The sequence below is a fragment of the Micromonospora sp. RTBAU3-60 genome, from assembly GCF_054963695.1.
In genome coordinates this window covers 16,342-42,237 of the sequence record NZ_JBUEGB010000060.1, presented here as the reverse complement: position 1 = coordinate 42,237, position 25,896 = coordinate 16,342, and the positions used below count along the sequence as shown (strand labels likewise).

The 25,896-nt window shown below is 68.3% G+C and carries 25 protein-coding genes; 8 read left to right on the top strand and 17 right to left on the bottom strand.

Annotation, left to right across the window (positions count from 1 at the left end):
• A partial coding sequence (locus ACY34I_RS32485) for a hypothetical protein (protein ID WP_462759001.1) occupies window positions 1–212 on the bottom strand: 212 nt, incomplete at its 3' end.
• A gap of 213 nt (window positions 213–425) precedes the next feature.
• Between ACY34I_RS32485 and ACY34I_RS32480 the strand changes: the two genes are divergently transcribed.
• The gene (locus tag ACY34I_RS32480) at window positions 426–965 is read left to right on the top strand and encodes a DUF3558 family protein (protein ID WP_462759000.1); all 540 of its coding nucleotides are present in this window, start codon (window positions 426–428) and stop codon (window positions 963–965) included.
• Window positions 966–1,017: 52 nt separating this feature from the next.
• Window positions 1,018–2,457, top strand: a complete 1,440-nt coding sequence (locus ACY34I_RS32475; protein ID WP_462758999.1) for a hypothetical protein — start codon at window positions 1,018–1,020, stop codon at window positions 2,455–2,457.
• Window positions 2,458–2,589: 132 nt separating this feature from the next.
• On the opposite strand, the gene ACY34I_RS32470 is transcribed toward ACY34I_RS32475, so the two are convergent.
• The 4 genes from ACY34I_RS32470 to ACY34I_RS32455 form a co-directional block, all read right to left on the bottom strand.
• A complete protein-coding gene (locus ACY34I_RS32470) occupies window positions 2,590–2,838 on the bottom strand; it encodes a DivIVA domain-containing protein (protein WP_462758998.1) in 249 nt (82 codons plus the stop codon).
• A gap of 576 nt (window positions 2,839–3,414) precedes the next feature.
• Complete coding sequence (locus ACY34I_RS32465; RefSeq protein ID WP_462758997.1) at window positions 3,415–8,424, bottom strand: phosphodiester glycosidase family protein; 5,010 nt, start codon at window positions 8,422–8,424, stop codon at window positions 3,415–3,417.
• Between the two features lie 256 nt (window positions 8,425–8,680).
• Complete coding sequence (locus tag ACY34I_RS32460) at window positions 8,681–8,968, bottom strand: DivIVA domain-containing protein (RefSeq protein ID WP_462758996.1); 288 nt, start codon at window positions 8,966–8,968, stop codon at window positions 8,681–8,683.
• Window positions 8,965–9,330: a ferredoxin reductase domain-containing protein gene (locus ACY34I_RS32455; protein ID WP_462759002.1), complete on the bottom strand. Its 366-nt coding sequence runs from the start codon at window positions 9,328–9,330 to the stop codon at window positions 8,965–8,967. The genes ACY34I_RS32460 and ACY34I_RS32455 overlap by 4 nt, the downstream gene beginning before the upstream one ends.
• Before the next feature lie 463 nt (window positions 9,331–9,793).
• Between ACY34I_RS32455 and ACY34I_RS32450 the strand changes: the two genes are divergently transcribed.
• From ACY34I_RS32450 to ACY34I_RS32435, 4 genes are all read left to right on the top strand, one after another.
• On the top strand, window positions 9,794–10,036 hold the full coding sequence (locus tag ACY34I_RS32450; RefSeq protein WP_462758995.1) for a helix-turn-helix domain-containing protein: 243 nt from the start codon (window positions 9,794–9,796) through the stop codon (window positions 10,034–10,036).
• 1,270 nt (window positions 10,037–11,306) lie between these two features.
• The gene (locus ACY34I_RS32445) at window positions 11,307–12,143 is read left to right on the top strand and encodes a hypothetical protein (protein ID WP_462758994.1); all 837 of its coding nucleotides are present in this window, start codon (window positions 11,307–11,309) and stop codon (window positions 12,141–12,143) included.
• Between the two features lie 127 nt (window positions 12,144–12,270).
• The gene (locus tag ACY34I_RS32440) at window positions 12,271–12,672 is read left to right on the top strand and encodes a hypothetical protein (protein WP_462758993.1); all 402 of its coding nucleotides are present in this window, start codon (window positions 12,271–12,273) and stop codon (window positions 12,670–12,672) included.
• Entirely contained in the window at window positions 12,669–13,121 is a 453-nt protein-coding gene (locus tag ACY34I_RS32435) for a hypothetical protein (protein WP_462758992.1), read from the top strand. The genes ACY34I_RS32440 and ACY34I_RS32435 overlap by 4 nt, the downstream gene beginning before the upstream one ends.
• Before the next feature lie 292 nt (window positions 13,122–13,413).
• On the opposite strand, the gene ACY34I_RS32430 is transcribed toward ACY34I_RS32435, so the two are convergent.
• Together ACY34I_RS32430 and ACY34I_RS32425 are read right to left on the bottom strand one after the other, a co-directional pair.
• The gene (locus ACY34I_RS32430; RefSeq protein ID WP_462758991.1) at window positions 13,414–13,743 is read right to left on the bottom strand and encodes a hypothetical protein; all 330 of its coding nucleotides are present in this window, start codon (window positions 13,741–13,743) and stop codon (window positions 13,414–13,416) included.
• Window positions 13,744–13,853: 110 nt separating this feature from the next.
• Window positions 13,854–14,051 (bottom strand): hypothetical protein, encoded by a 198-nt coding sequence (locus ACY34I_RS32425; RefSeq protein ID WP_462758990.1) that lies wholly within the window; start codon window positions 14,049–14,051, stop codon window positions 13,854–13,856.
• Between the two features lie 328 nt (window positions 14,052–14,379).
• Here ACY34I_RS32425 and ACY34I_RS32420 point away from each other — a divergent pair, with 328 nt between their 5' ends.
• Complete coding sequence (locus ACY34I_RS32420) at window positions 14,380–14,733, top strand: endonuclease domain-containing protein (RefSeq protein WP_462758989.1); 354 nt, start codon at window positions 14,380–14,382, stop codon at window positions 14,731–14,733.
• Between the two features lies 1 nt (window position 14,734).
• On the opposite strand, the gene ACY34I_RS32415 is transcribed toward ACY34I_RS32420, so the two are convergent.
• The 9 genes from ACY34I_RS32415 to ACY34I_RS32375 form a co-directional block, all read right to left on the bottom strand.
• Window positions 14,735–15,082: a class I SAM-dependent methyltransferase gene (locus ACY34I_RS32415; RefSeq protein WP_462758988.1), complete on the bottom strand. Its 348-nt coding sequence runs from the start codon at window positions 15,080–15,082 to the stop codon at window positions 14,735–14,737.
• Window positions 15,083–15,165: 83 nt separating this feature from the next.
• Window positions 15,166–15,372, bottom strand: a complete 207-nt coding sequence (locus tag ACY34I_RS32410; protein ID WP_462758987.1) for a nucleotidyltransferase family protein — start codon at window positions 15,370–15,372, stop codon at window positions 15,166–15,168.
• Between the two features lie 34 nt (window positions 15,373–15,406).
• Window positions 15,407–15,841, bottom strand: a complete 435-nt coding sequence (locus ACY34I_RS32405; protein WP_462758986.1) for an NUDIX hydrolase — start codon at window positions 15,839–15,841, stop codon at window positions 15,407–15,409.
• Between the two features lie 30 nt (window positions 15,842–15,871).
• The gene (locus ACY34I_RS32400) at window positions 15,872–16,654 is read right to left on the bottom strand and encodes a thiopeptide-type bacteriocin biosynthesis protein (RefSeq protein ID WP_462758985.1); all 783 of its coding nucleotides are present in this window, start codon (window positions 16,652–16,654) and stop codon (window positions 15,872–15,874) included.
• 13 nt (window positions 16,655–16,667) lie between these two features.
• Window positions 16,668–17,738 (bottom strand): lanthionine synthetase C family protein, encoded by a 1,071-nt coding sequence (locus ACY34I_RS32395; RefSeq protein ID WP_462758984.1) that lies wholly within the window; start codon window positions 17,736–17,738, stop codon window positions 16,668–16,670.
• Window positions 17,735–20,470: a lantibiotic dehydratase gene (locus ACY34I_RS32390; protein ID WP_462758983.1), complete on the bottom strand. Its 2,736-nt coding sequence runs from the start codon at window positions 20,468–20,470 to the stop codon at window positions 17,735–17,737. The genes ACY34I_RS32395 and ACY34I_RS32390 overlap by 4 nt, the downstream gene beginning before the upstream one ends.
• A 68-nt stretch (window positions 20,471–20,538) precedes the next feature.
• Entirely contained in the window at window positions 20,539–20,694 is a 156-nt protein-coding gene (gene fxlA / locus ACY34I_RS32385; RefSeq protein ID WP_462758982.1) for an FxLD family lanthipeptide, read from the bottom strand.
• 12 nt (window positions 20,695–20,706) lie between these two features.
• On the bottom strand, window positions 20,707–21,948 hold the full coding sequence (gene fxlM, locus ACY34I_RS32380) for a methyltransferase, FxLD system (protein WP_462758981.1): 1,242 nt from the start codon (window positions 21,946–21,948) through the stop codon (window positions 20,707–20,709).
• A 293-nt stretch (window positions 21,949–22,241) separates the two neighbouring features.
• Complete coding sequence (locus ACY34I_RS32375; RefSeq protein ID WP_462758980.1) at window positions 22,242–22,370, bottom strand: hypothetical protein; 129 nt, start codon at window positions 22,368–22,370, stop codon at window positions 22,242–22,244.
• A gap of 115 nt (window positions 22,371–22,485) precedes the next feature.
• Between ACY34I_RS32375 and ACY34I_RS32370 the strand changes: the two genes are divergently transcribed.
• On the top strand, window positions 22,486–23,871 hold the full coding sequence (locus ACY34I_RS32370; RefSeq protein WP_462758979.1) for a helix-turn-helix domain-containing protein: 1,386 nt from the start codon (window positions 22,486–22,488) through the stop codon (window positions 23,869–23,871).
• Here ACY34I_RS32370 and ACY34I_RS32365 read toward each other — a convergent pair.
• Entirely contained in the window at window positions 23,835–25,676 is a 1,842-nt protein-coding gene (locus ACY34I_RS32365; RefSeq protein ID WP_462758978.1) for a S9 family peptidase, read from the bottom strand. The genes ACY34I_RS32370 and ACY34I_RS32365 overlap by 37 nt on opposite strands.
• Window positions 25,677–25,896: the final 220 nt, after the last annotated feature.

Genomic DNA, 25,896 nt, shown 5'->3' with positions numbered 1-25,896 from the left:
TAGCGATCCCCACGCCAGCCCGGATAGGGAATGCGGTCCTCGGCGTCGAGCACCTGCCGGATCTCGTCCCGCAGGGCAACGAACCGCTCGCCCCTGGCCAGCGCGGCCACGGTTTCCGCGTTGCGGTCCCGCACCCACCCGGCGGCGTCCGCACCATCAAGATCTTCCAGCCAGAGATACGGGTCATCGCCCTCATCGCGCACGGTCGCCACCTTCGCCACTATCCCCGACGAGTGCCCCGCATCCCTGCGTACCTGTCGGCATGGCGACTCACGCTGCCCGGCTCCAGGCAATGCCGGTGCCTCGTGCGCGGCTCGCTCATGGACGCATAGGGAAATCCCCGATTCCGCGACGGCCGGGAGCCCATACGGTTCGGCTGTGGTCCGGTCTCAAGACCGCAGCGATCCCCCTGGAAGGAACCTCCAGTGCGCCGACTGATCCTGCCCGCGGCCTGCACGGCCGTGCTCCTGCTCGCCGGCTGCGGCGGCTCAGACGACGGCACCCCACCGGCGAGCCGCGACCGCGCGGCCCCGGCGACCGACACGCCCACGGCGGATGGTTCCGCGACGGGCACCCCGCCGAGCGACGCACCGGCCGCCCCGACCGTTGACGCCTGCTCGCTGGTGACCAAGAAGGAAGCCGAGCAGTTGGCCGGGACGAAGCTGCAGGATGCGGTTCCGGTCCGCGAGACGTGCACCTACACCGGGCCGGTCACCGGGCCCACCGCCCAGGTGGAGGTGTTCGTCGGCGACGGCGCCAAGAAGTTCCTCGACATCGAACGCGAACTCGGCCACGACCTGAAGCCGCTGCCCGGCGTGGGTGACGAGGCGTACGCCGAGGACGGAGCAGTGTTCGTCCAGGCGTCGGCGGTCTGGTTCTCGATCCGGCTGGTCCGGCTCGACGACCCGGCGAAATTCCGGCAGCCCCTGGCCGACCTGGCCAGGACGGCGGCCGGGCGCATCTGACCCCGACCGGCGCCGCCCGGTCCCCGCACGCAGCCGAACGGGGAGGAATCCGATGCCTCAGCCCGCCCGCCGTACCGTCGCGGCGCTCGCCCGCCGCGCCGCCGCCGCTCTCGTTGTCGTCCTGGTGGCCGGCTGCGCGGCGGGCGGCAGCCGGCGTGCGAGGGACTGGTCGCGGCCCACGGACGCGGCCTCGGCGGTGGCCGCGCGCAGCTACGGGTACGGCCCGGTCCGGAACGGTTCCGTCACCTACCAGCCCGACGTGGTCCTGATCGACGGCGGGCCCGGGGTGATCCGGTCCGCCAGCGCGGACGGCGTCGTCTGGACCCTCGCGGGCGACGCGCCGGGCGTGGCCGACCTCGCCGTCGGAAAGGTCATGTACGCGACGAGCCGGGCGGTGGGCCGGGTCGCGGATCTCCGGCAGACGGGCGGGGACGTGGCCGTCACCCTCGCCCCGGTCGGGCTCACCGACGTGTTCCGTGACGCCCATTTCGTCGACGACCGGGAGATCGGGGACGCGGAGGCGTTCCTGCAGGAGGTGCCGGAACTCCCGGCGGCGTCGGGCGTGCCCGCCGACCCGAAGCGAACCCTGAAAGGGGCTACGGTGCCGATCGGCTACCGCCTCGGCTCCGATGGCCAACTTCCCCCGGCGAAGACCGCCCGGACCGCCACGGTCACGGTGGGTGACTGGGAGGTGCAGCCGTACCGGGGCGGGGGCGTGCTCGGCCTGAAGGTCGGCCGCAAGCAGAACGACAATCTCAAGTTCTTCGCGGACTTCTCGCTCAAATACCGGAGCCTGCGGGTGCGCTCGGACGTCCGGGTCGCCGGCGGGAAGGTCGACAGCAACTCGACCTTCGCCCTGGAGGGGATCGAGAGCGTCGCCATGGACATCGCCGCCGGGGCGGCGAACGGGTCGGCCGACAACAGGAAGATCCGGGTGGAGGTGCCGATCGAGATCCCGCTGCCCATCCCGGGCGAACCGCTCGTCTACGTCACGAGCTGGAAGTTCATCGCCAGCACGGCGATCAGCGGGAAGAACAGCACCGTGGAGGCCGGCGGTGAATGGCGGTTGGACGGCCCGATCGGTGTCATCGACGGAGTGCTCAAGGGACCGAGCCTGAGCGTCAAGCGGAGCATCATCGACTCGATCACCGGGCTCTCCGTCGGGGCCAGCGGGGCGGTGTTCGCCGCCGAGACGAAGGTCCAGTTCGGCATCGGCATCCCCGCCGCCTTCGCCGGCCCGTACGCCAAGGTGGTCTTCTCGGTCGGCATCACCAACGGCTCGGCCCTCGGCGCCCCGCTGGCCCGCTGCATCGGAGCGACCCTCGACGGCAAGGTGGGCGGTGGGTTCGGCGTGTCGGCGTCCTCGGAGGCCCTGGACGCGCTCCAGAAACTGTTGCCGAAAAAGATCAAGTTCAAGCTCGAAGGCGAGAAGCTGAAGCCCTTCTACCATCGGGACCAGACGCTGCCGCCCGTCTCCTTGTGCGGCGCCTGACCCGCCTGCACGCTCCCGACGCCCCGGCGGCCTCGATCCAGCCGTCGACCGGCCAGAGCGACCGGCTGGCCGGTGCGGCCAACGGGAGCTGCGACCCGTCCAGCATCGCCGCCTCGGGACGGCCGGCCACGGTCAGGAGCCGAGCCTCCGTGCCGCCTCGGCCGACTGCCACCTCCGCAGGGCGTCCTTGATCCGTTGGTTCTCGGCACGCGCCTCGTCCCGCTCGCCCGTGCGCCGGTGCAGCTCGTAGGCGAGCCGGTGCAGCAGCGCGTCGACCTCGTCGACGCGGTAGCCCCGCCTGGCTGTCGGAAGCCGCAGCGTCGCGATCCGGTCCGGAGTGAACGGGCCGCGCAGGGCGTTGCGGCTGCGGTAGACGGTCATCGCCACGGGATCCGCTCCGGCAGGTGGATCCGCTCGAACGACCGCGCCGACAAATAGCCGGGATCTCGCCGCAAGGCCGTCGGACTCTTGGTGCTGTGATCTGCCGCCTCGGGCGGCGGCCTGACCCACGTCCCGAGGGCAGAGGTCACGCAGCACGCAAGCGTCGCACTGGGGAACTCCAGCGCCGCACCACCGTCGCCCGACCAGCCAGGCCGGGTAGTCGAGTTCTCCCTTGATCCGTCCCGGCTCGCCGCCGCCGGGCGTCCCGCACGGCCAGTTCGCCGACCGGGTCGTCAAGCCAGGCGCCGCGGCGTTCCGCCAGGTCAATCCAACGCGTAGAGGGCGTCACCGCGACGGTTTGCCGTCCCCCACTGGTCACGGGACGGCCTCGTCGAAGGTCCCCCGGCAGGTAGTCATCCGCCAAGGGTTGGTGGAGACCTTCGAGGTGTTGCCATGCCTACGGGCAGTATGGCGCCGAGCTCGGACGCGCGGTGACGCGCGGTCCGAGCCCGGCGGCATAGGAACCCTTGAGTGGCGGTTAGCTGCCGACGATCGGGGCAGGGTGGCCAGCTGTCCCTACTGCAGCCGCACCGTCACCGTGTGCACGGCCCCATCGCCCAGGTCGATCCGGACCCGGTAGTCTCCCGCGGCGAGCCCCTTCGTGCTCCAGTTGTACGCGTACAGGCCATTGGTCTCAGCCAGACGCATGAGGTTGGCATCGTTGCCGGACGCCGAGGTTGCCGGAGTCTCAGAACCCACCTTCCCATCGGTGACAGGTGCGAGGAAGACGCGCGGGGCGGCGTCCAACACGGGCTTGCCGGCGGCATCGGTCAGGACGAACTTCACCGGGATCACCCGGCCGGCGTTGAACGGGGCGCTCGTGTCGCTCAGCGGATCCTCGAGGTCGCCGAGCACGTACTCGACCCGGTAGCTGATCGTCACTGTTGCCGTGTTGCCGGCGCGGTCGGTGGCGCTGAAGCGAACGGTGTGCCGTCCCGGCGTCGTGGTATCGAGCTGTTCGCCACTGGCCACGTCCCCTCGGGACTCGGCGACCCCAGAGGTCGCGTCACTGGCGCGCCACGTCACCGGCACGGCCTGGTTCAGCTTCACTACCTGGCCGTCGGTGATGCCGTTCACCGTGATGACCGGCGCCGTCCGATCCACGACGAACGCCACCGACGACTCCGATCGGTTCCCTGCCTTGTCAACCGCGACGACCTTGAAGTCGTAGTTCCCGTCCGCCTCGATGGGGCGGCCGTCGTAGGGGCGTCCGTTCAGCGTCACGGTGGTGGTGCCGGCGTGGGCATCGGTCACCTTCACCACCGGGGTCACCGGCTGGCTGTAGACCCCTTGGTCGGCGACACCGGACACGGTGACCACGGGCGCGTCGATGTCCTTGACGAGGCTGTACTCGTCGATGATCGACTCATCGGCCCGCTTCGCGGTCAGCGACAGTTTGCCTCCGGCGACCTCGACGGTGAGGTACATGGCGAACTGGCCGTCGTCCATCACTGCGAAGGTGCCGTCATTCTCGGCCGAGTAGTGCTTGGTCCCGGTTGTTCCGGTCACCACGTACACGGTGCCGCCGTCGGTTTTCACGCCCGCCTTCAGCGGGTCGGTCCGGCCGTAGGCGTGGTCGTGCCCGGAGAAGACCAGGTCGATACCCAGCTCGTCGGCGGCCTTCGGCAGGTCCTTGCGGAACAGGTCGGAGTCGTCCGGGTTGGTCGCGTACGGCGGCTGGTGGGTGACCACGACCTTCCACAGCTTGTCGGAGGCGGTCATGTCCTGCTTCAGCCAGTCCAGCTCGGCCTTCAGCGTCGCCGCGTCGTCGGTCCATCCGATCACCGCGACGTGCATGTTCTGGTAGTCCATCGAGTAGGTGCCGTCCGGGTTTGCCTTCGACCCGTTGTTGGGCTGCCCGAAGATGCGTACGGCCTTGGACCCGTCGTCGCCCATGTACTCGTGGTTGCCCAGTACCCGGATCATGTCGGTGGACCCGATCTTCTCGTGGTCGCTGAGCATGCCTGCGATGGCGTCCATCTGGGCGAACTTGCCGGCGTCATCGGTGAAGTCACCCACGTGCATCGTGAAGTCCGGCAGCTTCGCCTGCCCCTCGATCGAGGTCAGGATCTTGTCGAACTCGGCCAGGCCGGCGCGGTCTGGCGACTGGGTGTCGCCGAACACGTTGAAGGTGAAGTCGGTTGCGTCGCTGGACGTGGTGAACTCGCGCACGTCCGACCAGCTGGCGCCGTCGCCGACCCGGTACACGTAGTGGGTTCCGGCGGCCAGCTTCGTGGCCGTAGCCGAGTTGGAGCGCACGACGCCGTTCTGGGCGATGTCCTCGTAGCCTGCGTAGGTCAGCTCCTTGGCGGTGCCGTCGAAGCTGGTGAACGCGGCCTCGCCGCCGGCCTGGTAGGCGTCCTTCGTGGCGACCTGCAGCACCGCGGCGTCCCTGGAGGTCAGCGGGTTCGACATCCAGGTGATGGTCTTGGTGGTCGCCGGGTCGGCGCTCGCTCCGGCCATGATGTTGCTTGGCGTCTGCTGCTTCAGTGGTGTGAACGACTGCGTGGTGATCGCAAACGACATGCCCTGCTCGGTCTGGGCGAACAGGTCGTACTTTTTCACCGTGTCGGTCAGCTGCGCCGAGGTCAGAACGCCGTCGGCGCCCGTGGTGCCCAGCTTGGTCGCCTTGCCAGCCGACAGCATCGTCACCGTGGCACCGGCGACCGGCTTGCCGGCGGCATCGGTCACGGTCACCGCCCCCGGCCGTCCGACCACGGTGCTGTTGACTGCCAGCTTCAGCGCTGCCACGACATCGACGGACGTCGGCCGCTCGGAAAAGGTGGGGGCGAACTTCGACGGCCTGTCGCTGGCGTAGCCGATTGTCGAGCCCGTGACTTCCCAGCCCAGCTTGGTCCCGGGTGCCACGCCGCCGGTCACCGACACGTTGATGGTCGCCAGCGTCGCGGGCCCAGTCGCGGCGTTCGCGTTCACCACATGCAGGGTGAGGACGCCGGTGGCAGCGTCGTAGGCCCAGGTGCTGCCCGACGCGGATGCGGCGAAGTCGACCCCCGTCACCGGGAAGTCCTTGCCGATCCGGATCTTCGTGTCGACGCCGGTGACATCGGCGGCGTCGGTGGTGGTGAGGTTGAGCCGGTAGGTCCCGCCGAGGTTCGCGACGGCGTCCGGGGAGGACAGCGCGACCGAGGTGCCCGAACCCGTCTTCACCGTGAAGTACCCGGTCTTGAGGGTTTCGTTGCCGAAGTTGTCCTGGACGCTGGCGTCGACCCGGTGGATACCGTCGGCGAAGCTCAGGTGCGACAGGGCGACGGTGTTCAGGCCCTTGTTGAGCGCGTAGACGCCCTCGGCGTTGGTGTACTCGGTGCCATCGACCCACATCCGCACCCGGTCGTAGTTGATTCCGGTGGCGTACTTGTCGGTGGTGTCCTCGGCGAAGGACGTCGAGATCTCCACCTGCGAGTTCGTGAAGGTCTTGCCGTCGACGTTGAGGCCGTGCACGATCGGCGGGAACATGTCGTCAACGGACGCGCCGTAGGTGACCCGCACGTTGTCGATCGCCACGAACCCCTTTCGCAGCGGGTTGCCGCCCGGCATCCCCGACTTCAGCGACATGATGCGGAACATCTGGTTGGGGAAGGTGGTGAACGGGCCGACCAGGCCGTCGGGGATCTCCGCCTCGACGTACTTCCAGCCCAGCCAGTCGATGCCCTCGGTCTGCGTGGTGAAGTTGATCGCCTGGAACTGGCCCTTGGCGTCGTAGATGTAGCAGCGCAGCCAGTAACCCTGGGCCTCGGGCGTCCCGTACACCCAGGCCCCGATCGCCTTCGGGCGGCCCGGAATAGGCTTGCTGGACGCGGGCCCGGCGTAGGCGCCGAGGGTGGCATTCAGCTGGCCCTTGGTGAAGTCGAAGTTCACCTGCAGCGCATGGTCGCCGAACCGGGTCAGGTCATCCGGGTAGGTGTTCCACTGCAGTTGGCTGATCTCACCGCGTCCTGCCGTGCCGGCCTTCCAGTCGCCGATGCCGTCCTCGAAGTCGTACAGCACGACGGGCATCTGGCCCAACAGCACGTGGACCGACGCCTGCACATCACTCCCGGTGAGGGTAGCGGTGACCTGGGTGTCGAAGCTGCCCGACGACGCAGCGTGGAAGACGTTCGCGTCGTCCATCGTGCCCATCCCGTCCGGGATACCGCCCCAAGTGATGTCGCCGGACTTGAGCCGCACGTCACGGCCCTGATAGCGAGCGGTCAGCCCGAACGGCTTTACCGCCCCATAGTCGAGGCTGATCTCTGCCTGCCCGAAGGCGAGCGTGTCCGGCAGTGCCACCTCGACCCAGGCCGAGCCGACCTGCTTCCCGTTGTGGGACAGGATCGCCTGCGTCTGACCCTGCTTGCCGGTCGAGATGAACAGCCCGTTCGCGTCGATTGTGCCGAACGTGGGATCCGCCAGGCTCCAGCTCAGCCCGGATGCCGGAACGGGCGCAGAGGCACCGGTGGCGTCCTGTCCCTTGGCCGAGAACTGCACGGTCGAGTTCGGCGTGACGGTCATCCCGTTCGGGGCGACAGCGGCAGATGCGAACTCGCGGGTCACCGGCGAGGAGGAGACCAGCAGAAACCCGTTGGCGACCGGGCGCTCCTCGCCGTCAGAGGGGCGATTGACCACCTGAACGGTGTCCGTGCCCGGCGTCCTGGTGGCGAAGGTCGCGCTGCCGCCGCTGTCGAGGTGGATGGCGTTGAAGGCGCCCAGGGACAGCATGTAGTCGGCGAAGTCCGACATGGTCAGGCCGCGGCTGAAACCGGTCTGGCGGCCGTCGATCTCGGCGAAGAAGATGGTGCCGTCGCGCCTGACGCCGATGCCGATACGCGGGTCGAGGTTGTTGGGGGCGCCCTTGGTGGCGATCTGGTTCTCGTCGCGGACACCGTTCTTGATGACCTGCGCGTCACCGGACAGTGCCTGTTGCAGGTCGTTCTTGACCTGATTGAACAGGGCGCGGTCACCCATCAGGTAGCTGCCGTCCTTCTTCATGCCGAAAAAGAACCAGTTGGCGGCCATGTCGCCCTTGAGGACGGTTCCGTCCTTCACGACCACACCCAGTGGGTAGCCGTCAGACATGTTGTAGTAGTCGGCGTTGATCGCGGCGATGACCTGGTGGCCGGGACGCGTGGCAGCCGCAGCTTGCTTGCTCATCGGCTGCATGCCGTACCAAGGAGTGCCCTTCCCGTCGTTGGGCAGGCCCGCCTCGATGGTCAGCTCGGGGCGTTTCGGCATGTCGATGTCCAGGACGTGGGACTCCATCCGCTGACCGTCCCGGTCGTTGAAGATGTAGTCGCTCTGCACCACGCCGGGCGCGATCTGCTGGGTGTTCTGGTTGATCGGGGTCGCAGTGATCGGCGAGGTGGGGCTGAAGCCTCCCATCGCGGATGCCGACTGCGCGTTGCCCACCAGCATGGCGGACGCCGCCACAACGGCCAGGATCGCCTGGCTTCTCTTCCGCGACAGCTTCATTGCCTTCTTTAACCCTTCGACCGGTTCCTCCACGACATGCCACGCCGGGAATGCGAGCATCGGGTGAACAGTTCCGGAGATCAAGTTCAATCATGCGCGAAATAGGACCGACGGCGACTGCCGTGGATGCGGCCTTTGCCCGTTTTTGGGTAAGGATTCTCTTGCTGAAAGCATTCTCAGAAGGAATGACAGCCAGCGGACTCCAGGTTCCGGCAGTTGCCGCGCTCATCGAGTTTTGGTGAGCTGCGGTGACGTCGAAAACACGCACCTGCAATCCAGCACAAGACCATCCCTCACCGCTCGGCGCGGTTCTGATCTACTCCCAGCCGTCGGCTGTGGACGGGGAGGACGCACCGAGCCTCCGCGTCGCCTCGGCCGACTGCCACCGCCGCAGGGCGTCCTTAATGCGGCGATTCTCGGCGCGCGCCTCGTCCCGCTCGCCGGATCGTACTTTCAGCTCGTAAGCGAGTCGGTGCAAAAGCGCGTCGACGTCGTCGACCCGGTAGCCTCGCCGGCCCCGCCGAGTCAGCGGGAGCGGCAGCGCGGCGATCCGATCAGGAGTGAGCGGGCCGCGCAGGGCATGCTGGCTGCGGTAGACGGTCATCGCCACGGGATCCGCTCCGGCAGGTGGATCCGCTCGCCGGGCACCCCGGCGGCGAGCAGCCGCAGCCGCGACCCGGCCAGCATCGCCGGCGGCCCGCACACGTGCACCGCCTGGCCGGGGCGCAGGTGGTCGAGCGCGACGGTGAGTGCGTCGCCTCGCTCCCCTGGGTCGGCCAATGGGTCGTGGGAGAACACCGGCACGATCGTCAGCCAGCCGTGGCGCAGCTTGTCGAGGGTGACCGCGTCGTACAGGCTCTCCACCGAGCGGGCCCCGACGACCAGGGTCACCCACCGGCCGTCCGGGGCGGCGGCGACCTGCTCGACCAGGGCGCGCAGCGGCGCCAGCCCGGTGCCGCCGGCTATCAGCAGCAGGTCACCGACGACCAGGTTCAGCCCGGTGTCGACGGGCGGGCCGAGGTGGAGCAGCTCGCCGGGGCGTACCTGATGGACCAGGCTGGTGGAGACGGCGCCGGCGGGGACCGCGCGGACGTGCAGCTCGACGGTGCCGTCCGGGCGTGGCCGACCTCGCCGTCGGAAAGATCATGTACGCCACGAGCCGGGCGGTGGGCCGGGTCGCGGACCCTAACACACCGCTGACCGCTGCTCCGCGGCCGGACCACCGGGGCCGCCCAGTGGAGCAGACCCTCGCGGACCAGACGGCGCGGCGGTGCACTCGGAGGACGGGAGCACCCAGCGCTGCCGCGCCCTCCCGCCGCCGATGACTAGACCTCTGAGCAAAGGTGAGCGTCGATCGTGTCTGCCCTGCCTCCGCCTGCCATCGGCGGATGGTGCGACCACCGACGAACATCGGAGATCCCGCCCCGCCATGAGCATTGAAGCTGTCTCCTGGGCGCTCAGCCACGCCCCCGACGTCCCACCACAATGCCTCGCCGTCCTCATCGGCCTGGCCAACCACGCCGACGCCGCCGGGCGCGCCGCCTTCCCCTCCCAGGAACGCCTCGCCCACTACGCCCGCAAGACCGTACGGTCCGTGCGCCGCGACCTAGACGAGCTGGAACGGCCTCATCCGCCGCGGCGACCAACGCCACACGGCACCCCTGCCCGCTGACCGCCGGCCCGTCGTCTGGGACCTCGCGACGCACCGCCACCGCCCGCTTCCCGCAAGCCTCGACCCATATGCCGAACCGCAACCCCACCCCACCGACGTCCACAGCCCTGTGGATAACCGGGAGGCCGTCCACGTCCCCCGGTTGTCCATCGGCCGGACGCACACGTCCAGACGGCCGGACGTACACGTCCGAACGACCGGACGCACGCGTCCGACGAACCGTCCTTAACCATCCATAACCAAAAACGCGCGCGCCCACGAAACGGCATCGCCGCACCGGCCGACGCCCGGAGGCGGCAATGTCCCCAGCACCGCGGATCGTCGGCGCACAACTGCGGGCCTTGTCGCGCGGTGCGTCTCGGGCCCGACGACGACCCGTCACCTGGCCAGCGCGCCGCAGTTGACAACCCGCGGCCGACCTCTGCTCCGGCGCGAGTCTTCGCGTACGGCGGAGCAGGATGCCGCCGTGGGTATCCCGAGCCCGACGGTGCCACTACACACGCCGCCTCAACCTCGAGCTCCAGCCATGATCCCGAACGGCGGCGCCGTGCTAGTCGCGTCCCGCAGCTTGCCGGGCTTGGGAATCTGCCGGTTGAAGCGGGTTTTGAGGGCCAGGACCAGGGCGTCCTTCGTGCACTCCGGGTTGTCGGTCTCCTGCCAACGGACTTCGCACCGGCCCAGCCAGTCCGCGATGTCCGCGGCGGGTGCCGCCTGGCCGGGCTTGTCGAGGAGCTGGCCGACCTGCTCATGCAGGACCGGGGAGTCCCCGGTTGCCCGTTATGCCGCAGGCGGTTGCGCAGGTTCCCGGTGTAGCCGACGTAGACGACCATGCCGCCGTCGAGGACCACGTGCACGCCGGGCGCCCCGGTGGCGGCCTCCATCGTGTACGGCTGGGAAACGCTGAAACCGGCCAGCAGATAGTCGATCATGGAATCGGGCATCGCCGGAGGCTACTCCGTGACCCCGAACGGTGATCACTACGAGGGAATCAACCCGGACTACGACAACCGGAGCTGACTTCGTTCGCATGGTTGTGTTGAGCCCCGACTCGGCTACTGCTGGCCGGGCTTGCTCATGTCCGCATACAGACCATCGGCGCCGGTCAGCATGATCCGGACACCGGTAGGATGGGGCGACAAAAGGAAATCGGCCGGCAGGAGTTGGCGCTCCTGGAATCCGGCCCCCTTGATCGCCTGGCAGGAGGCGACCCGATGACTAGGGTAGAGGCCTACCCTCTGCTCACATCTGTGCGACGCCTCGGCGGTGCGCGATGACCACCACCACTGCTCCGTCGGACAGCCGGGATCTGTTCGTAAAGTTCCCGCTCGAACTCATCGAGCTCGTGGCCGCCGAGAAGCTGACCATCAACGCCGCGTACCTGTACATGCTGCTGCTGACGCACATCAACTACAAGCGCGGCGACGCGGACGTGTGGCCGTCACGGAGCAGCCTCGCCAAGCGCATGCGGCTCAAGAACTCGCGCGCCGTCGACCGCTACATCGCCGAGTTGCTAGACGTTGGTCTGGTCCAGCGTGAGCACCGGCGTGATGGGAAGGTCAACAACACCAACAAGTACACGCTCGCTGTGGTGTGCTGGCCGTCAGCCCATAGCGACCAGACCGACGGAGATAGTGCCCCCCAGCACACCACCCCTGATGCGCTGGGGCACGCCACCCTAGTACGCCACAGCGCACCCAAACTAGACGGAACACAACTAGACCAATACCAACCACACGAAAGATCAGACCAGAGCGGCCTCACCTCCGGCCGCTTCGCTCCCTCCGGCGGCGGACACAACGACGCGAGCCCTGCCGCCGATCAGACGAGCGGGGTGCCAGCGCAACCCACCGTCGCTGGCCAGCTGACGCAGAAGCGCGTGGACGACCGGCAGGCGTTCCTCGACATGGTTGAGGCCAAGCATCTGCGGTCTGACGGGTCGAAGTTCACCAAAGGCATGTTCACCGCCGAGCAGTTCTACGACGCGTTTCGCAAGCGGCAACCGAACCCGATCGGTTTCCCCGGCGCCTACATCCACGACATGTACGCCCGGAATCCGGACGGAGGTGTGCAGGACTGGCTGCTAACGCTCGGGCTGGAGCCGGCGTAGTGGTCTCGCAGCGGGACTAGTCCGCCAGGAAGACCAGTCCCGCTGGCGGACCAGTTCGCCGATAGGCTATCGGGAACCCTTCCCCGAACCCTTCCGGCTACCCTTGCCGCAGGCTGTGGAGCAACGAATGCCTCTCAACCCCGATGACTTCACCACCGACGCCGAACGTTGGGGCTTCCGCACCGGCGCCCGCTTCGTCGGCCCCGAAGAGTGGGACAAGCACCGGCTAGATCACATCAACCGGCGCCACTTCTACCTCCAGTCGCTCACCGATGGGCTCTCCTTGTCCGCCGATGTGGATGGGCGGATCATCGACTACCGGCCGAACGAGTTCTATGCGGGGCCGCTGTCGGATGCGATGCGCGACGAGGACGATGAGCCGTCGTGGAAGCTGACGTACGACCGGTTCTCGGCGATGACCCTGTCGGTGTTCATGTTCGAGTTGGTTGAGGCCGGCCTGTTGGCGACACGCGGCAACGGCGATTCGGTGGACTACCGGCTGTGCCTGCCATCGGAGGTTGGGGCGTGACCGACGAGGTGGAGCCGCCGGAGAGGCATCCGGTGTATCGAGTGGCCGTTGATGGGGGGCATGGGCCGATATTGGAGTTCCAGGCCGTCCCGTTCAACGACCCGATGTATGACAGCCCCTACGCCAGCCTGAAGTTCCGCATGGCTAGCGGTGACTACGACATGGTGTTCTCGTGCCGGTCGCTGCTGTCGGACGAGGACATGGGTGCGCTGATCGGCGGGTTATCGCGGGCTCGTGAGGATGCGCGCAGGCAGGAGCGCTGTTTGGGCGGGAGCCGGATCGGCCTGGCGGGACCCATCGGATGGCCGAGCGGCAGCAAACGGCTAGCAGGTTGCTTCGGTCTTGCTTCACGGACGATGCCGCCTCCGCGCTGGGGTGGCTTCGTCGTTGCGGCGGTCAGTTGCTTCCACAGCTCAACGTCGAGGTGGGCGCCGCCGCACAAACCGTGACCGTCGTCGCATCCCTGACCGATGCAGCACCAGCCCCCACACCGTTACGACCGCGACCGGCAGCAGCACACACGCCAGCGGCGGAACCAGCAGTATCACTGTCGCCAGCAGCAGGACAGCAACGCCGGCTAGGACCGCCACGACCATATGTTCTACGCGCGGCGGACGTTTGCGGGGTGGCGGTCGCCAGCCTGGCTGCTGCCGGTACGCCCCGTGGGGCATGTTCGGGTCGGCGATGTTCCGCCTTGGTGGCGGCAGCGGCGGGTAGCGAGCGCTCACCGGTTCGCCTCCCTCATGAGGCTGGCCCCTGGTCGGCGGGGATGAACTGGTTGTCCACGGTAAGCAGCCCAACCCGCCGTGCAGTCCCGCCCCGGTCGACCACCGCGACAGACCGTTCCGATCCGCCATAGGGCATGACCAGGACGGTGTCCACGTCGAGGATCTCCGCTGCGGTGAGGGCGTCTACGTGTCGGCCTCTGGCGAGCCGGATGCCGGTTTGGCTGGTGGGCATGTCCGGGTAGCCGCGGGCGCGCAGCAGATACACGGCATGGTTGTGGTTGTTGGCGTAGATGAGCCACAGGCCGTGGGTGTGGGACACATCCAGGTTGAGGGCGTCGCGCATGGACTGGTTGAGGCGGCCTAGAGGCAGGTCAAGCCTGTACGTTTTCACGGGTCGTCGTTGGTCCTTTGCGTCGTCGTGGAGGTCGACCGGCTCGGTCGCGGGGCGTCCGGTCAGTCGGCAATGCGCTTCCTGTAGTCCGCCCTCGGGTCGTACCGCCCTTCCAGGTAGTCAATGAACCGGTTGGCGTGGCCAGCGCGGGACCTGACCGTCGAATCGGTGTAGGAGCCTTCCTTGTGTTCCTGTTCGTAGCTGTCGGCCAACCGGCGCAGTTGGGCGATCACATCGGCGGGGAGTTTCGGGGTGGGCATGCTCACTTCCCTTCGTCGGCAACAGTGGTCAGCAGATCAGCGGCGTGCCGCTCCCACAACGCCATATCGTCCGGAAACAGCTTCCCTCAGTCCCATGCTTTCTGCCGTTCGTCGCACGAGGCGTCGCCGAGGGACCCGCCGTACAGTCGGCGGGCTGCACCCATACCCGAGCGACTGAACGGGGATCACCGGAACCGGCAGGGCAAGATCGGCTAAGAGTGGGTTTGAGAAGGTCTATTGCGGACGGCTGGTGGCAGTGGCGTCCACCGGCGGGATGAGCCGGGTGGCGCGGTGTCTGTGCGTCGTGGTTACCCCTCCGATCTGACCGATGCCTAGTGGGAGCTGCTCGACCAAGTGCCTCGACGGACTTGCGTCAATCTGCCACGAGTGCGCCTTGAACAAGCACATGCGCTCGAAGTTTGGATTCACCTACCGGCAGTACCTCCGGATGGCCGACGAGCAGAACGGAGTCTGTCGCATCTGCGGAGACCCGCCGCCGAACGGAGAGCGGCTGGTGGTCGACCACGACCACTCCTGTTGCCCGGCAGCGCAGAGGACCTGTGGTCGATGCATCCGAGGTCTCCTGTGTAAGCGCTGCAACAGCGCGCTGGGCCTCTTCGATGACGACCCTGAAACGCTCGCTGCGGCGAGGGCCTACCTCTTGGCCGTGCGAGCCGCATGACCTATCCAAGGTCCTTGGACAGATGGGGCTGCGCGCCACGTCGTCGAAGGCACCGACGGGCGAAGGGAAGCGGCTCGCTGAGGTCGGCCATCAGCAGCGTGGTGTCTCGCCCAACCGCCGTTCGGCGAGCTCGACCATCGAAGGGCTGGAGTCGAGCCGTCACGATGGCCCTCCTTTCGCGAAGAACTACGGACAGGGGACCTGAACCGCAGCCAGCGTCGAGATCGCCGACGTTCACAACGCCAGCAAGTCCGATCATCGCGGGCCGCTCGTAGTAGCCGTTGATCAGGTTGGCCTCGTGGTCCGCGGAGTAGCGCTCGGCGAAGCCGTCGTAGTGGTCGGCCTTCACTAGGCCGTCTCCCAACCTGCACTCCGGGGTCGCCGGCCAGGCCGCCACCAGCCGCCGGGTGGCCCGGTGGTCGTTGTCGCGGCTCAGGTGCGAAGGGCGAGGAAGACGACGTCGAGGTCACCCACCGAGGACGGGTCGAGCCCATCGTCGTACCGCTCGGCCCAGACGAGGTCGCGGATGGCGCCGGCGCCGATCCAGGCGTCCGGCAAGCCGGAGTCCCGAACGACGCCCAGCGCCCGGATCAGCCACGGGCTGCGCTCGACCAAGTCCCGCAGTTCGTCTTCCCGCATTGTTTCCCCTGGTTGCCACTGTTTGGATTCCTGGTCAATCGAACAACCGGCCCACGAGGGCACCCTGGCCGGATTGCAGGACGTGCGCGGCCCGTAACGGTATCCAGAAGCACTCGAAGCGGGTGGGCTCCTGCTCGCCGTCGTGGTCTTCCTGGCTCGCCCACCGTTCGGGCGTCGCCCCGTGCAGCGCCAGCTCGAAGACGTGGCGATGCTGGATCTCGAATCGGAGCGGGCTGATGTCGTACTCGATCTCCCCCAGCTTGCGCACGACGGTGAACCCCGTCAGTCCGGTCTCTTCGCGGGCCTCGCGCAGCGCCGCGTCCGCCGGATCCTCACCCCTGCGGACGCTGCCGCCCGGAACCTGGGTGCCCACCTCTTCATAGCTGAAGTCGGTGTGCCGGAAGACGAGCAAATGCCCTTTCCGCACCACGTAGCAGAGAACCTTGGTGGTAACCACCTTCTCGGGCATGGCGCCTTCTTCCTCTCGTCCCTGGTGCGTCTAACCTCGGCCTGGCAGGTGCGGATCGGGCAGGCCGAAAATGGCTTCCTGGGCCGCTTGGGCGAGGCTGGCTTGGATGGTGGCGGGTAGGCCGAGCCTGTTCCAGTGGAAGATCACGTGCAATGCGATTACTGCTCGTAGGCCACGGGTGAGCGTGCCCCTTTCCCGTTGGCGATGTAGGGCTGTGCCGGCGTTCTCGAATGCGGTGTGCCAGTCGCCGGTGGTGTGAGGCGCGCCGAGCAGCAGGCGCTGAACGGCGCCGGTGAAGGTCTCCCACGTGGAGGCATCGGTTGCGGGTGCCTGGTTGAGGTGTGCTGCGCGGTGGTCGACGACTTGTGCCCATACGTCGCCTTGCTCGTTGAGGTCCAGCGCTGCTGCACGCATCAGCGCGGCGCACAAGATGAGTGAGCGTTCTCGCCGAGTGGTGGGGTGCTGGTGGAGGTAGGTGAGGAGGTGGAGGCTGTCGTGGTGGAACAGCGTGTGCGCGGTGGTCATGGCGTCGTGGCCGCCGAACGCGTGGGTTTCGGGTTCGTAGATGTCGCTGGTCCAGTTGACCCCTTCGGTGAGTAGCCGGCGGGCCTGGTCTCCGCTGTCTGGCCTGTTCGTGGGTCGGTAGCGGATGCGCCAGGCGCCTTTGCGGATGAACCACCAGGAGTTGATCAGGCCGGCGGTCTCGGCAGCGGGAAGCACTCGGCTGAGGTGGGCGACCGCCTGTTGCTCGCGCTCCCGGGCGGTCTGACCGGGGAAGGTGATGTTGACCTGTTGCCAGGGGGTGTGGTCCACGGCGGCTCTTTCGTCAGGAGAGGAGGAGACAGGCGTCCCATGCGATGGCGGCGGCGGTGACGAGGTCGGCTCCTGCCTTGCCGTCGAGAAGCCCCTCGGACTCGTTGGTGGTGGGGGTGGCCTGCCGGTGGAGATCGTCGACGGTGGTGAGGGGTATTGGGGTTAGGGCGTCGGAAGCGACTCGGCGGGCAGTGGCCAACAGTCCGGCGGTGCCGTGGCACAGGCCTCGATCGGTGAGCCGCCGGAACTGTCCGGGGTCGGTGACGCAGGTGGTGAACGCGGTCTCGGCGAGGTGCTGGCGGGTGGTGTCGTGCAGGGCGTGCGCGGCGAGTTGCTGCGCGCGGGCGATGCCGGGGGTGCCGTAGCACCAGGACGGCCGCAGCGGGGTTTGTTGGGCCGGTGTCCCGCGGCGTAGGTCGGTGAGGGTGATGGTTTGCGGCCACCAGATCGTGCCGTCGGTGTGCTGCTGCCAGGTGTCCAACCATCGGCTGATGCGGCTGATCGCCGTGGTGTGCCCGTCGACGGTGATGCCGTCGCGGTGGGTGAGGGCGAGCAGTGCCAGCGGGCCCGTGATGCCGTGGGCCATGCCGAAGTTCGCGTGACCGCCGACGGGCGGTGGCTGGCGGCGTTCGGGCCCGTTCCAGCACCACCAGCCGGGCAGCGCGCCTCGGGGTTCGGTGAGCCGGACGAGGTAGTCCAGGACCCGACGGAGCAAGTCGTGATCGCCGAGCCGGCGCAGAACTACGCCGAGCCCGGTCAGCCCGCGGATGAGGTCGTACTCGGCGTAGTGCGGCTGCTCGTGCCGGTCGATGCGGCGGTGGGCGGCTTCGAGCCGTCGGCGGGTCACCGTGGCGGTGCCGTCGGCGGTGGCCGCTCGCGCCTGGGCGAGCCCCGGGTGGTCGGTGGTGGCGAGGACGAATGCGAGCGCGGGAGCGCCGTAGAAGAGGCTGGCCCCTTCGGCGATGCTCACGCCACCGGCGGTGGCGTGGCGCAGTGCCTCGTACGCTGCGGGCCGGTTGCCGGTTTCCAGGTGCAGCAGGGCGATGCCGGCCGCGCCGTCGGCGAGGGACTGTCCCGCGGTCACGGCTTACGCCCGGCGATGGTGGTGCGGGCGATGGTTCGGGCCAGCCGTAGGCAGTGCCGTTCGGAGGCGAGGTCGACGCCGATCATGCGGGCGTGGTGCAGGTGCAGCAGGTCGCCCAGCACCTCGTCGGGGTCGAGCCCGTCATCGACGACTAACGACCGGTAGGCGGCCAGCGCTGCCGCGAGTCGCTCGTCGTGCACCGGGCTCCGGGCATGTTCGAGCTGGGCGGGGTCGAGGCGGGGACCGGTCCGGTGGGCGACGTGGGTGGCGAGCCAGCGCGGACCGTCGCCGGTGAAGCCGTCAGCGATGGCGCTCATCCCGGCGGCGGTGGTGGCTTGTCGGTCGCCGGTGAGCCTATGCAGGGCGGCACGGGAGTCGGCGGCGAACACCCTCTCGGCGGCGGCAAGGGTCGCTGCGACACCGTGGCGGCTTTCGGGGCGGTACGGCTGCAGGCTGTAGTCGTGTACGACGGCGTCATCGTGCAGGTGCTGCACCCAGCCGGCGAGATGGCGGGCGGTGTCGGCGAACCGGCCGGTGTCCGGAAGCGGGATGCGCAGCCGCAGGTGCGGCTCGGGGTTGGGATACCGCAGGAACCACCAGCCGGCTGGTAGGTGGTCGGCGGGGCGGTTGGCGAGGTCGGCCAGGATGTCGTCGAGCCGACCGTGTAGGTGTGCCTCCAGCCACCGTGACCGCCCAGGCCAGTGCTGAAGAGTGGTGGCGATTCGGGCTGGTCGGGCTGGTCGGGCGGGCGGCGCGGGGTGGGTGAGGGTGAGCAGGAGTTCGGCGGGGCGGTCGTCGATCCAGCCCGCTGGCCCTGGGGCCTCGGTGATGACGGTGTGGGGATGCCTGTCGAGGTGGTCGCGTAGGACCGCCAGGTGGGCGTGGTCGTCCAGGTCAAGGCGTAGGCGGATGTCGTCGTCGCCGACCAGGACCTGCTGCGGGATGTGCCGCTGGTGATGGTGTCGCTGCCAGGCGTCGCGCCACTGCGGCCATGCGGTGCCCGGAGCGGGAAGCGCGGTGTGGTCGATGATCCAGCGGGCGGGGTGCACGACGGTGCGTCCACGCCGCAGGCGGGGTAGGAACGGCAGGCCGCTGGCGTGTCCCCAGTCGAACCGGCTGCACGGTGCCGTCCATGCGGTCCAGATCTCGGCCAGGAACCGCATCAGCGGCTGCTGCAGCGTGGGCAGCAGCACGCTGTTGAACAACAGCGGTTCGACGGGCTGACCCGTTGCCAGCGATAGCAGCCACAACCGGCGTCCGTCGCCGGTCACCGCCAGATCCTCGACCGTCCACGGCGGTGCCGGGTGAAAATCGCCGAGAGGAAGGACGGGCAGCAGCTCGGGCACGCGGGCCAGTGCGGTGAGACGGGCGTCCAGCGGGGGTCCGGACAGCTGCACCGTGGCCGCGCCGGGCAGGGCGGTCGGCAGATGCCGGTAGACCTGCTGGAATCCGGCGAGTTCGGCGGGGGTGAGCAGATGCAGGAACCGGGCTGCGGCGACCCCGGCGTGGCGGGCGCCGCTGAGTACCGTCAGGGTGAACGCGCCGCGGTCCAGATCGTGCGGGGTGTCGGCGGCGAGGGTGAACCGCAGTTCGGTGTGCGGGATCGGCGGTCGGTCATCATTCCCGCGCAGCCGGTCGATCAGCGCTTCGTCGAGCACCACTTCGGCGCAGCCGTTAAGTGCGGCCTGCTGCGCGAGCTGTCCGAGCAGCCGGTCGCGGGCGGTGAACAATGCTGGGGCGCGGCGAGTGGATCCCCGGTAGCCAGCCGGAAACCCCAGCACGTTCAGCACATCACGGATGGGAACAGCCGCTCCTGGACCCCACCGCTCGATGAACGCGTTGTGGTACTCGGTCCATCCGGCCGCCTGAGGCGGCGCTACCGCCACAAGCGTCGACGCGGCCCGCTCCGCCTCGTGCAGTACCGGCGGAGGCAGAGTCACCGCGATGTCGGCGCGCAGATCGACGGCGACCCGGCTACCCGGTCCCGGGATAGCGTAGTGTGCGGCCGGGTCGGTGGCGGTCATGGCGGGACGTAGGGCCGACAGCAGCACCCCGTTTTGGACCAGTTCGGCCAGCAGCCGCTCGGCGTCGGCGATGCTGGCGGGCCCGGCGATCGTCGCGGCGAGTTCGGCGAACTTGACCGGGGACCGCGCCGCCTGGATCGCGGCACGGATCGGGCCGGTCAGGCGAATCTCGACGTCCCACCGCCGATCGACGCTGGCGTGGGCACAGGGCAAAACCCACCTGTCGCCGCGCCGGTATCCCAACGAGTTTGTCAGGACGGCGACGGTGCGCAGGGTGGCGAGGTCCTGTTCAGCCCGCGCGGTGTGCTCGGCGATGTACTGGCCGTCGGGGCGGGAGACCGCGTGATAAGCCTCGCCCAGGCTGACCGCCGCATCTACGCCGAACTGGACCGGGGCCACGCCGGCGAACGTGCCGAACGGGGTCGCGCGGGTGGTCCAGCGCAGCAGGTACCGGACCGCTGACCGCACCAGGCGGCGCAGCCGCTGCGGTGATACCGGCTTACCACTCACAGCGCAGTGAAGCTGGTCGGCCAGGTGCGGCGCCGCGCAGGTAACAGCCGCCGCGAACCCGGGCAGCGTCCACGTCGTGTCCAGCCACTCGCGCCACTGATCCGGATGACCATGGGACAAGTCGGGCCAGGCAGGCAGAACCAGGCCCTTCGGGTAGGCGGCGATCCTTATCAGCGCCGCACCAGCTGCGGGAACCATGTTGCACCACCGAATCGACGGGCCCGGCGCGCTCGACGCCGGGCCCGATCGTGAGAGGAACGGATGGGTCAGTTGCCGCCGTCGCACCTGGTCGTGCAGGCGTTGGAGCCGGTGTTGCCCGAGCCGCACCCGTCGTCGGTGGCGGTGGCGTAGCCGCCCGCGGTGGGGCCGGCGTCGACCAGGCTGACGTCCAGGGCGAACTCCGAGGTGTCGGTTTCGTTCACGTGCGTTCCCTTCTATGCGGGGGTGAAGGTGAGGACGAAGCGGCTGTGCCGCTTGTCCAGCACCGTCCCGGCCGGCAGGTCGCCGTCGGGAGTACCAGCGGGCAGGACGTGCAGCACAGGCGAGGGGCCGCCCGCGTCCAGCCATGCGCGCATGTGTCCGACCATCCGACTAGCCGCTGCTGCGGCATCGGGCCCATGCGCACAGGCGCCCAGGTCGAACATGTCGTCGTCCGTCCAGCGCAGCGTCGAGCGGTAGCAGAACGCGCCGTTGTCGAGGGCGGCCGGCGTGCCGAAGCGCCATGCCGGGGCGACGACGCCCGCATCGACGGCCTCCTGCTGAGCTGTGAGAACAACGAACTGTTGCCCGGCGTCGGTGATGCGGGTCGCCAGCCACACGTCGAGGTCAGCCAGGACGGCGCGAGGGGGCAGGCTCGCACCGGCCCATGCCTGCGCCGGTCGCTGCGCCAACAGCTCGCCGACGGCGTGCCGGTTGACCTGCTGGTCCTCGTCCAGCCGCAGGTGGACTCCGTCAGCGATGTCGACGTACCGCACCTCGTGTGCCCCGGCGCCCTGCATCGACACGAACCCGCACAACCGCTGGCTATGGCTGACCAGCCTGTCTCCCGTCCGACGCATCGCCCACGAGCGGGTCATCCCGAACGTCCGCAGTGGTACGACCAGAGTTCCGTTCTCGGCGAGCTGCGCGGTCCAGGCCGGGGGGATGTCCCACGCTCCTACCGTCACAATGATCAAGTCATAGGAACGACCTGGGTCGATTGGCTGCTCGGCGTCCGCGCACAACACAGCCACATCGTCGTAACCCGCCGCCGCAAGACAGGCGGCGGCCCGGTCAGTCACCTCGCGATCGATGTCTACGGTCGTGACCGAGCCCAACGGGCCGACGAGCTCGCGCAGCAGCGCGGCGTTGTATCCGCCGGAGCCGATCTCCAGGATGTGCCGGCCGGGCAACCCGCCGTCGATGGCATCGGCTGCCTGACCGAGCATCTCCGCGATGAGCCACGGCGCCGACACCGAACTGACCGCCTCGTCGCCGATCCGCTTGGTTACCACGGCCTGGTCAGCCCGGTACGCCTCCGTCAGCGCGACATCCGGTGTGAACAGATGGCGCGGCACGGACCGTAGCGCCGCCTCCACCTCAGGCCGCATGATCAGCCCTTTCTCCGTGTGATCAGCGACGAGCTGATCGACCATTGCGGCATGGAGGTCCTCGCCGCTCGCCGTGTCGACACTCATTCGGGTGCTCTCCCTTTCCGTTAGGGCCTCCCGATCGGTTGGCCCGCGGTTCCGCTCTTCTCGGGCTCAACAGAGCGTCAAGCCGCTGGACTCGCCAAATCACATGGAAGTCTGAAGTCGATGTGGTGCCGGTCGAAGGTTGCGTCCTGCTGGCGCATGTGGTTGCAACGGTTATATGCACGGATGCCTATTCGCATGATCACTCGTACCGTGGCAAGGCCGAGGGCGCAGCCGGCGTGTATCAAGATCACGGCGGCGGAACGGTCACTGCAGCCCTCCCGCGCTAGTCCAAGTCAGGAGCGGATCTGACGAGTAGCCAGCGCCCCGTCTCCACACTCACCCGTCGAGTCGGTGGAGTGAATGCCGAGCATGCGGACGAAGCGGTTGTCCGCATGTGTGCCGCCGATGAGTTTCTCCCGCATCTACGCATCTCGGGTGTTCTTGGTTGCGCCGCGCTGAACACTGAGTGACCCTATGTGCGCGATATCCACGCTGCTCATCGTCATGGTGGTGCGAGAAGCCTGAGGAGGCGGTGCTATGGGTCAGACCCCGCGGATGCTCCAGCCGTCCCGATCCGAGCGCCACTTCTTCGGTGCCGAGCTGCGTCGGCTGCGGGAACGGGCCAACCTCTCGCAGGCGCGACTCGGCGCGATGATCCGATTCAGCGCCGACCTGGTGCGTCGGATCGAGACAGCGGACCGTTTCCCATCCCGGGAATTCGTCGAGGCCTGCGATAGGGCGTTGGCGGCCGGAGGTGCCTTGACCCGCCTGCTACCGCTTCTCGAGGAAAGTCGTGCCAACGAGGGTAAGCGGACAGCTCCCCCGAGCGGTCCTACCAACACCGGCTCCCTGCTGCCCACCCAATCGGCGGAGACGCCCGGGTTGGCGGACATGGTCGTCCGTGTTCCGTTCCAGCCAGGCGTTCTTGACCGCGCCGCGCTGGACTGGCTGAACGCCTCAGCGGGACCCCGCCTGTCCGTGGCCGGACGAGCCGGCGCGTCTGATCAGGTCTGCGAAGAGGATCTTGACTCCGCGGAGACCGCCCTGGCGATGTTCCGGCAGCTGGATCACACCCACGGCGCCGGACGAGTCCACGCCCAGGTGCAGCGGTACGTCGAACGCGAACTGAACCGACTACTGGCCAGCCCTCCCGCCTCGGAAGCGATCGGTCGGCACCTCTACACCTTGGCGGCGGGATTCTTCGAACTGTGCGGATACCAGGCGGTCGACACAGGCGCCCACGGTCTCGCGCAGCGTCGCTACCTACGCGCTCTACGGCTGACACAGGCCGGCGACAACCGCCTCTACGGCAGTTACCTGCTCGCCGTGAACATTGGCCACCTGGCGCTGCACTGTGGTCACCCCGAGCCTGCGCTACGGATGGCGCTCACGGCGGTGCGAGGAAGTGAGAGCCAGGCGACACCAGCCTTGGCAGCCGCCCTGCATGCCGTGGTGGCGCGGACACACGCCCGCCTTGGACGCGAGAGCGACTGCCTGACCCACCTCGACATCGCAGAGAGCCATCTGTCCGGCAGCAGGCCCGAGGACGAGCCGTCGTGGATCCGGTACTTCACCCCTGCGTACCTCGCCGACGAGATCGCCCACTGCTTCCACGACCTGGGCCGACCGCAGCAAACCCAGCGGCACCTGCGGGAAGCCCTCACCGAGTTGAGCCCCACACACGTCCGTCGATTCGCCATCGACACCGCACTCCTGGCCTCGTCGCTGGCCGCAGCGGGCAAGATCGATGAAGCGTGTGCCACCGCCCAAGCGGCGGTGGACCACGCCGCGCGGATTACGTCGCACCGCTGCTTGCAGCGCATTGTTGAGGTACAAGCCGACCTTGAGCCCTACCGATGCGAACCGGAGGTTCGCGAACTCACCGATTATGTGCGCCAGCAGCTACCGCTGGCGGCCCTGTGATCCCCGCTGGCAGCCGCTGCAGCCGCCATCACCGACCGGTAGTGAGCCAGTTCTGCCTCCAACGCCGCACCCGCCCGGCTGGACGTCGCCACGTAATGCCCAACATCGGGAAGTAGCAGCAACTCATGCCCTACACCGAGAGCCATCAACTCGTCAGCAAGCTCCCGCACATCCTCGACCACGGCTACCTCGTCAGCCGTGCCGTGAATGAATAGAACAGGACGCTGAACAGTGGCGGCACGGACCCGGCCCGCGCCACCTCGCAGCCGCATAGCGTGCGCCCGCTGGAACCGAGGCACGGTCTCCGCCCACCGGTCCGGATCCACGATCGCAGACACTGCGGTAGCCGCAGCAAACGGACCATCCTCCGACACCGCGTGCAGCGCCGTGTATCCCCCCGCGCTGGCGCCACGGATAAAGACCTGACCCGGCACCACTCGCCCCATCTCCAGCAGGTGGTTCGCTACAGCCGCGCAGTCATCCACGTCGTCCAAGCCCCACCGGCCATACAGCGACTCCCGGAAGCTGCGGCCATACCCCGTGCTGCCCAGATAATCGACATCGACCACGGCGAAGCCGCGACTCGTGAAGAACTGCGCCTGCCAATCCAGACGCAGCAGGCAGGAGGCGGTGGGCCCAGGATGCGCCCGAACGATCAGCGGTGCACACCAGTCCGCCGCCACCGAACCCGTCGGTGGATACACCAGGGCAACCACCTCACGGCCACCGGGAACACCGATCCGTAGTTCCGTCGGGGTGGACACCTGCGCCTCGGAGAGTTCCGCGTGCTCCGACCTGGCGAGCACCTCCAACCGGGGATCGTCATCGGCGAGGTTCACCACCCCAACCTGCGGAGCGGCGGTCGGTGACGATCCGATCAACGCCACTGTCGTGCCCTGCGCCGCCAGGTAGGGCTTGATCGACGTATAAGGAAGATCGACCGGGCGAACGGCGCCATCAGGTTCGATGACGACGAGGCGGTGCCGCGGCCCCTCCTGCACCACCATCGCGATCCGGCCATCGGCAAGGAACTCGTACGACGCGTAGCCCAACTCCCACGGCTCCGCGGCACATTCACCCGCGATTGGCGCAACCGCCTCGATCGTGCCGCCGTTCCACCGATATAGGTTCCACCAGCCGCTGCGGTCCGACATGAAGTACAGCGCTTCATCCGGCCCCCATCGCGGCTCGACCGCGGACTCATTCGAGCCACCGGCGACCTTCCTCGGGCTTCCGACGTGCCCACCAGACAGGTACGGAGCAACCCACACCTCACACGCGTCCCAGGGCATGTCGCGCTCGCTCCAGGCGGCCCAGGCCAACAAGCTGGGGCCCGGTCGAGGCGCACCAAGGAAACCGGTTGACGCGATGAGCGTCCGCACCTGCGTACGGTCCGCCAGCGACATCCCGAGGATTTCGTCGCCCTGCTCTGATTCGCGCACCGCCAACAACTCGCCGTCACCGACGGTCAGGTCGCCGACGGCCCCCTGAGTGATCAGCTCGAGCTGTCCGCTGCCGCAGCGGCTTCGGTGCAGGCCGGCGTCGCCGATACACCACAAAGTGCCTTCGGCGACAACGAAAGATCCTCCCCCGTACGCGTGGGCACTACTGGCCACGTCGAACCCGTCAGGACTGATGGTGCGTTTGCCCTCGCCAGACCGCCACCTCGTCACGGTTCCGTGGCCGCCAGACGCGGGTCGAGCCTCTAGCCAGTACAGGGCGCCGTCGTCGGCACGAAGCTGGTCGTAGCTCGTGGAGGCGCGGACAGCGTCCTCCACCGACACACCGGCGAAGTCTGCCGCCACGTTCACGGGCCCCTCTCGATCAACTCCCGACTGCACCCAAGGGCAGCCCTCACGCCCGGGCTTGAGGCGCCAGTACCTAGCCCCGCAAGGTCGCGTGTCGTGCCTGCGCCCACGCTCCTCGGGCAGGGCCGACTTTACGCCCGAGACTCTCGCCCCTGCCGCTGGCCATCCTGATCCGCGCCCCCGACTGGATCACCTTGTCGGCGAACGCCGATGCGGA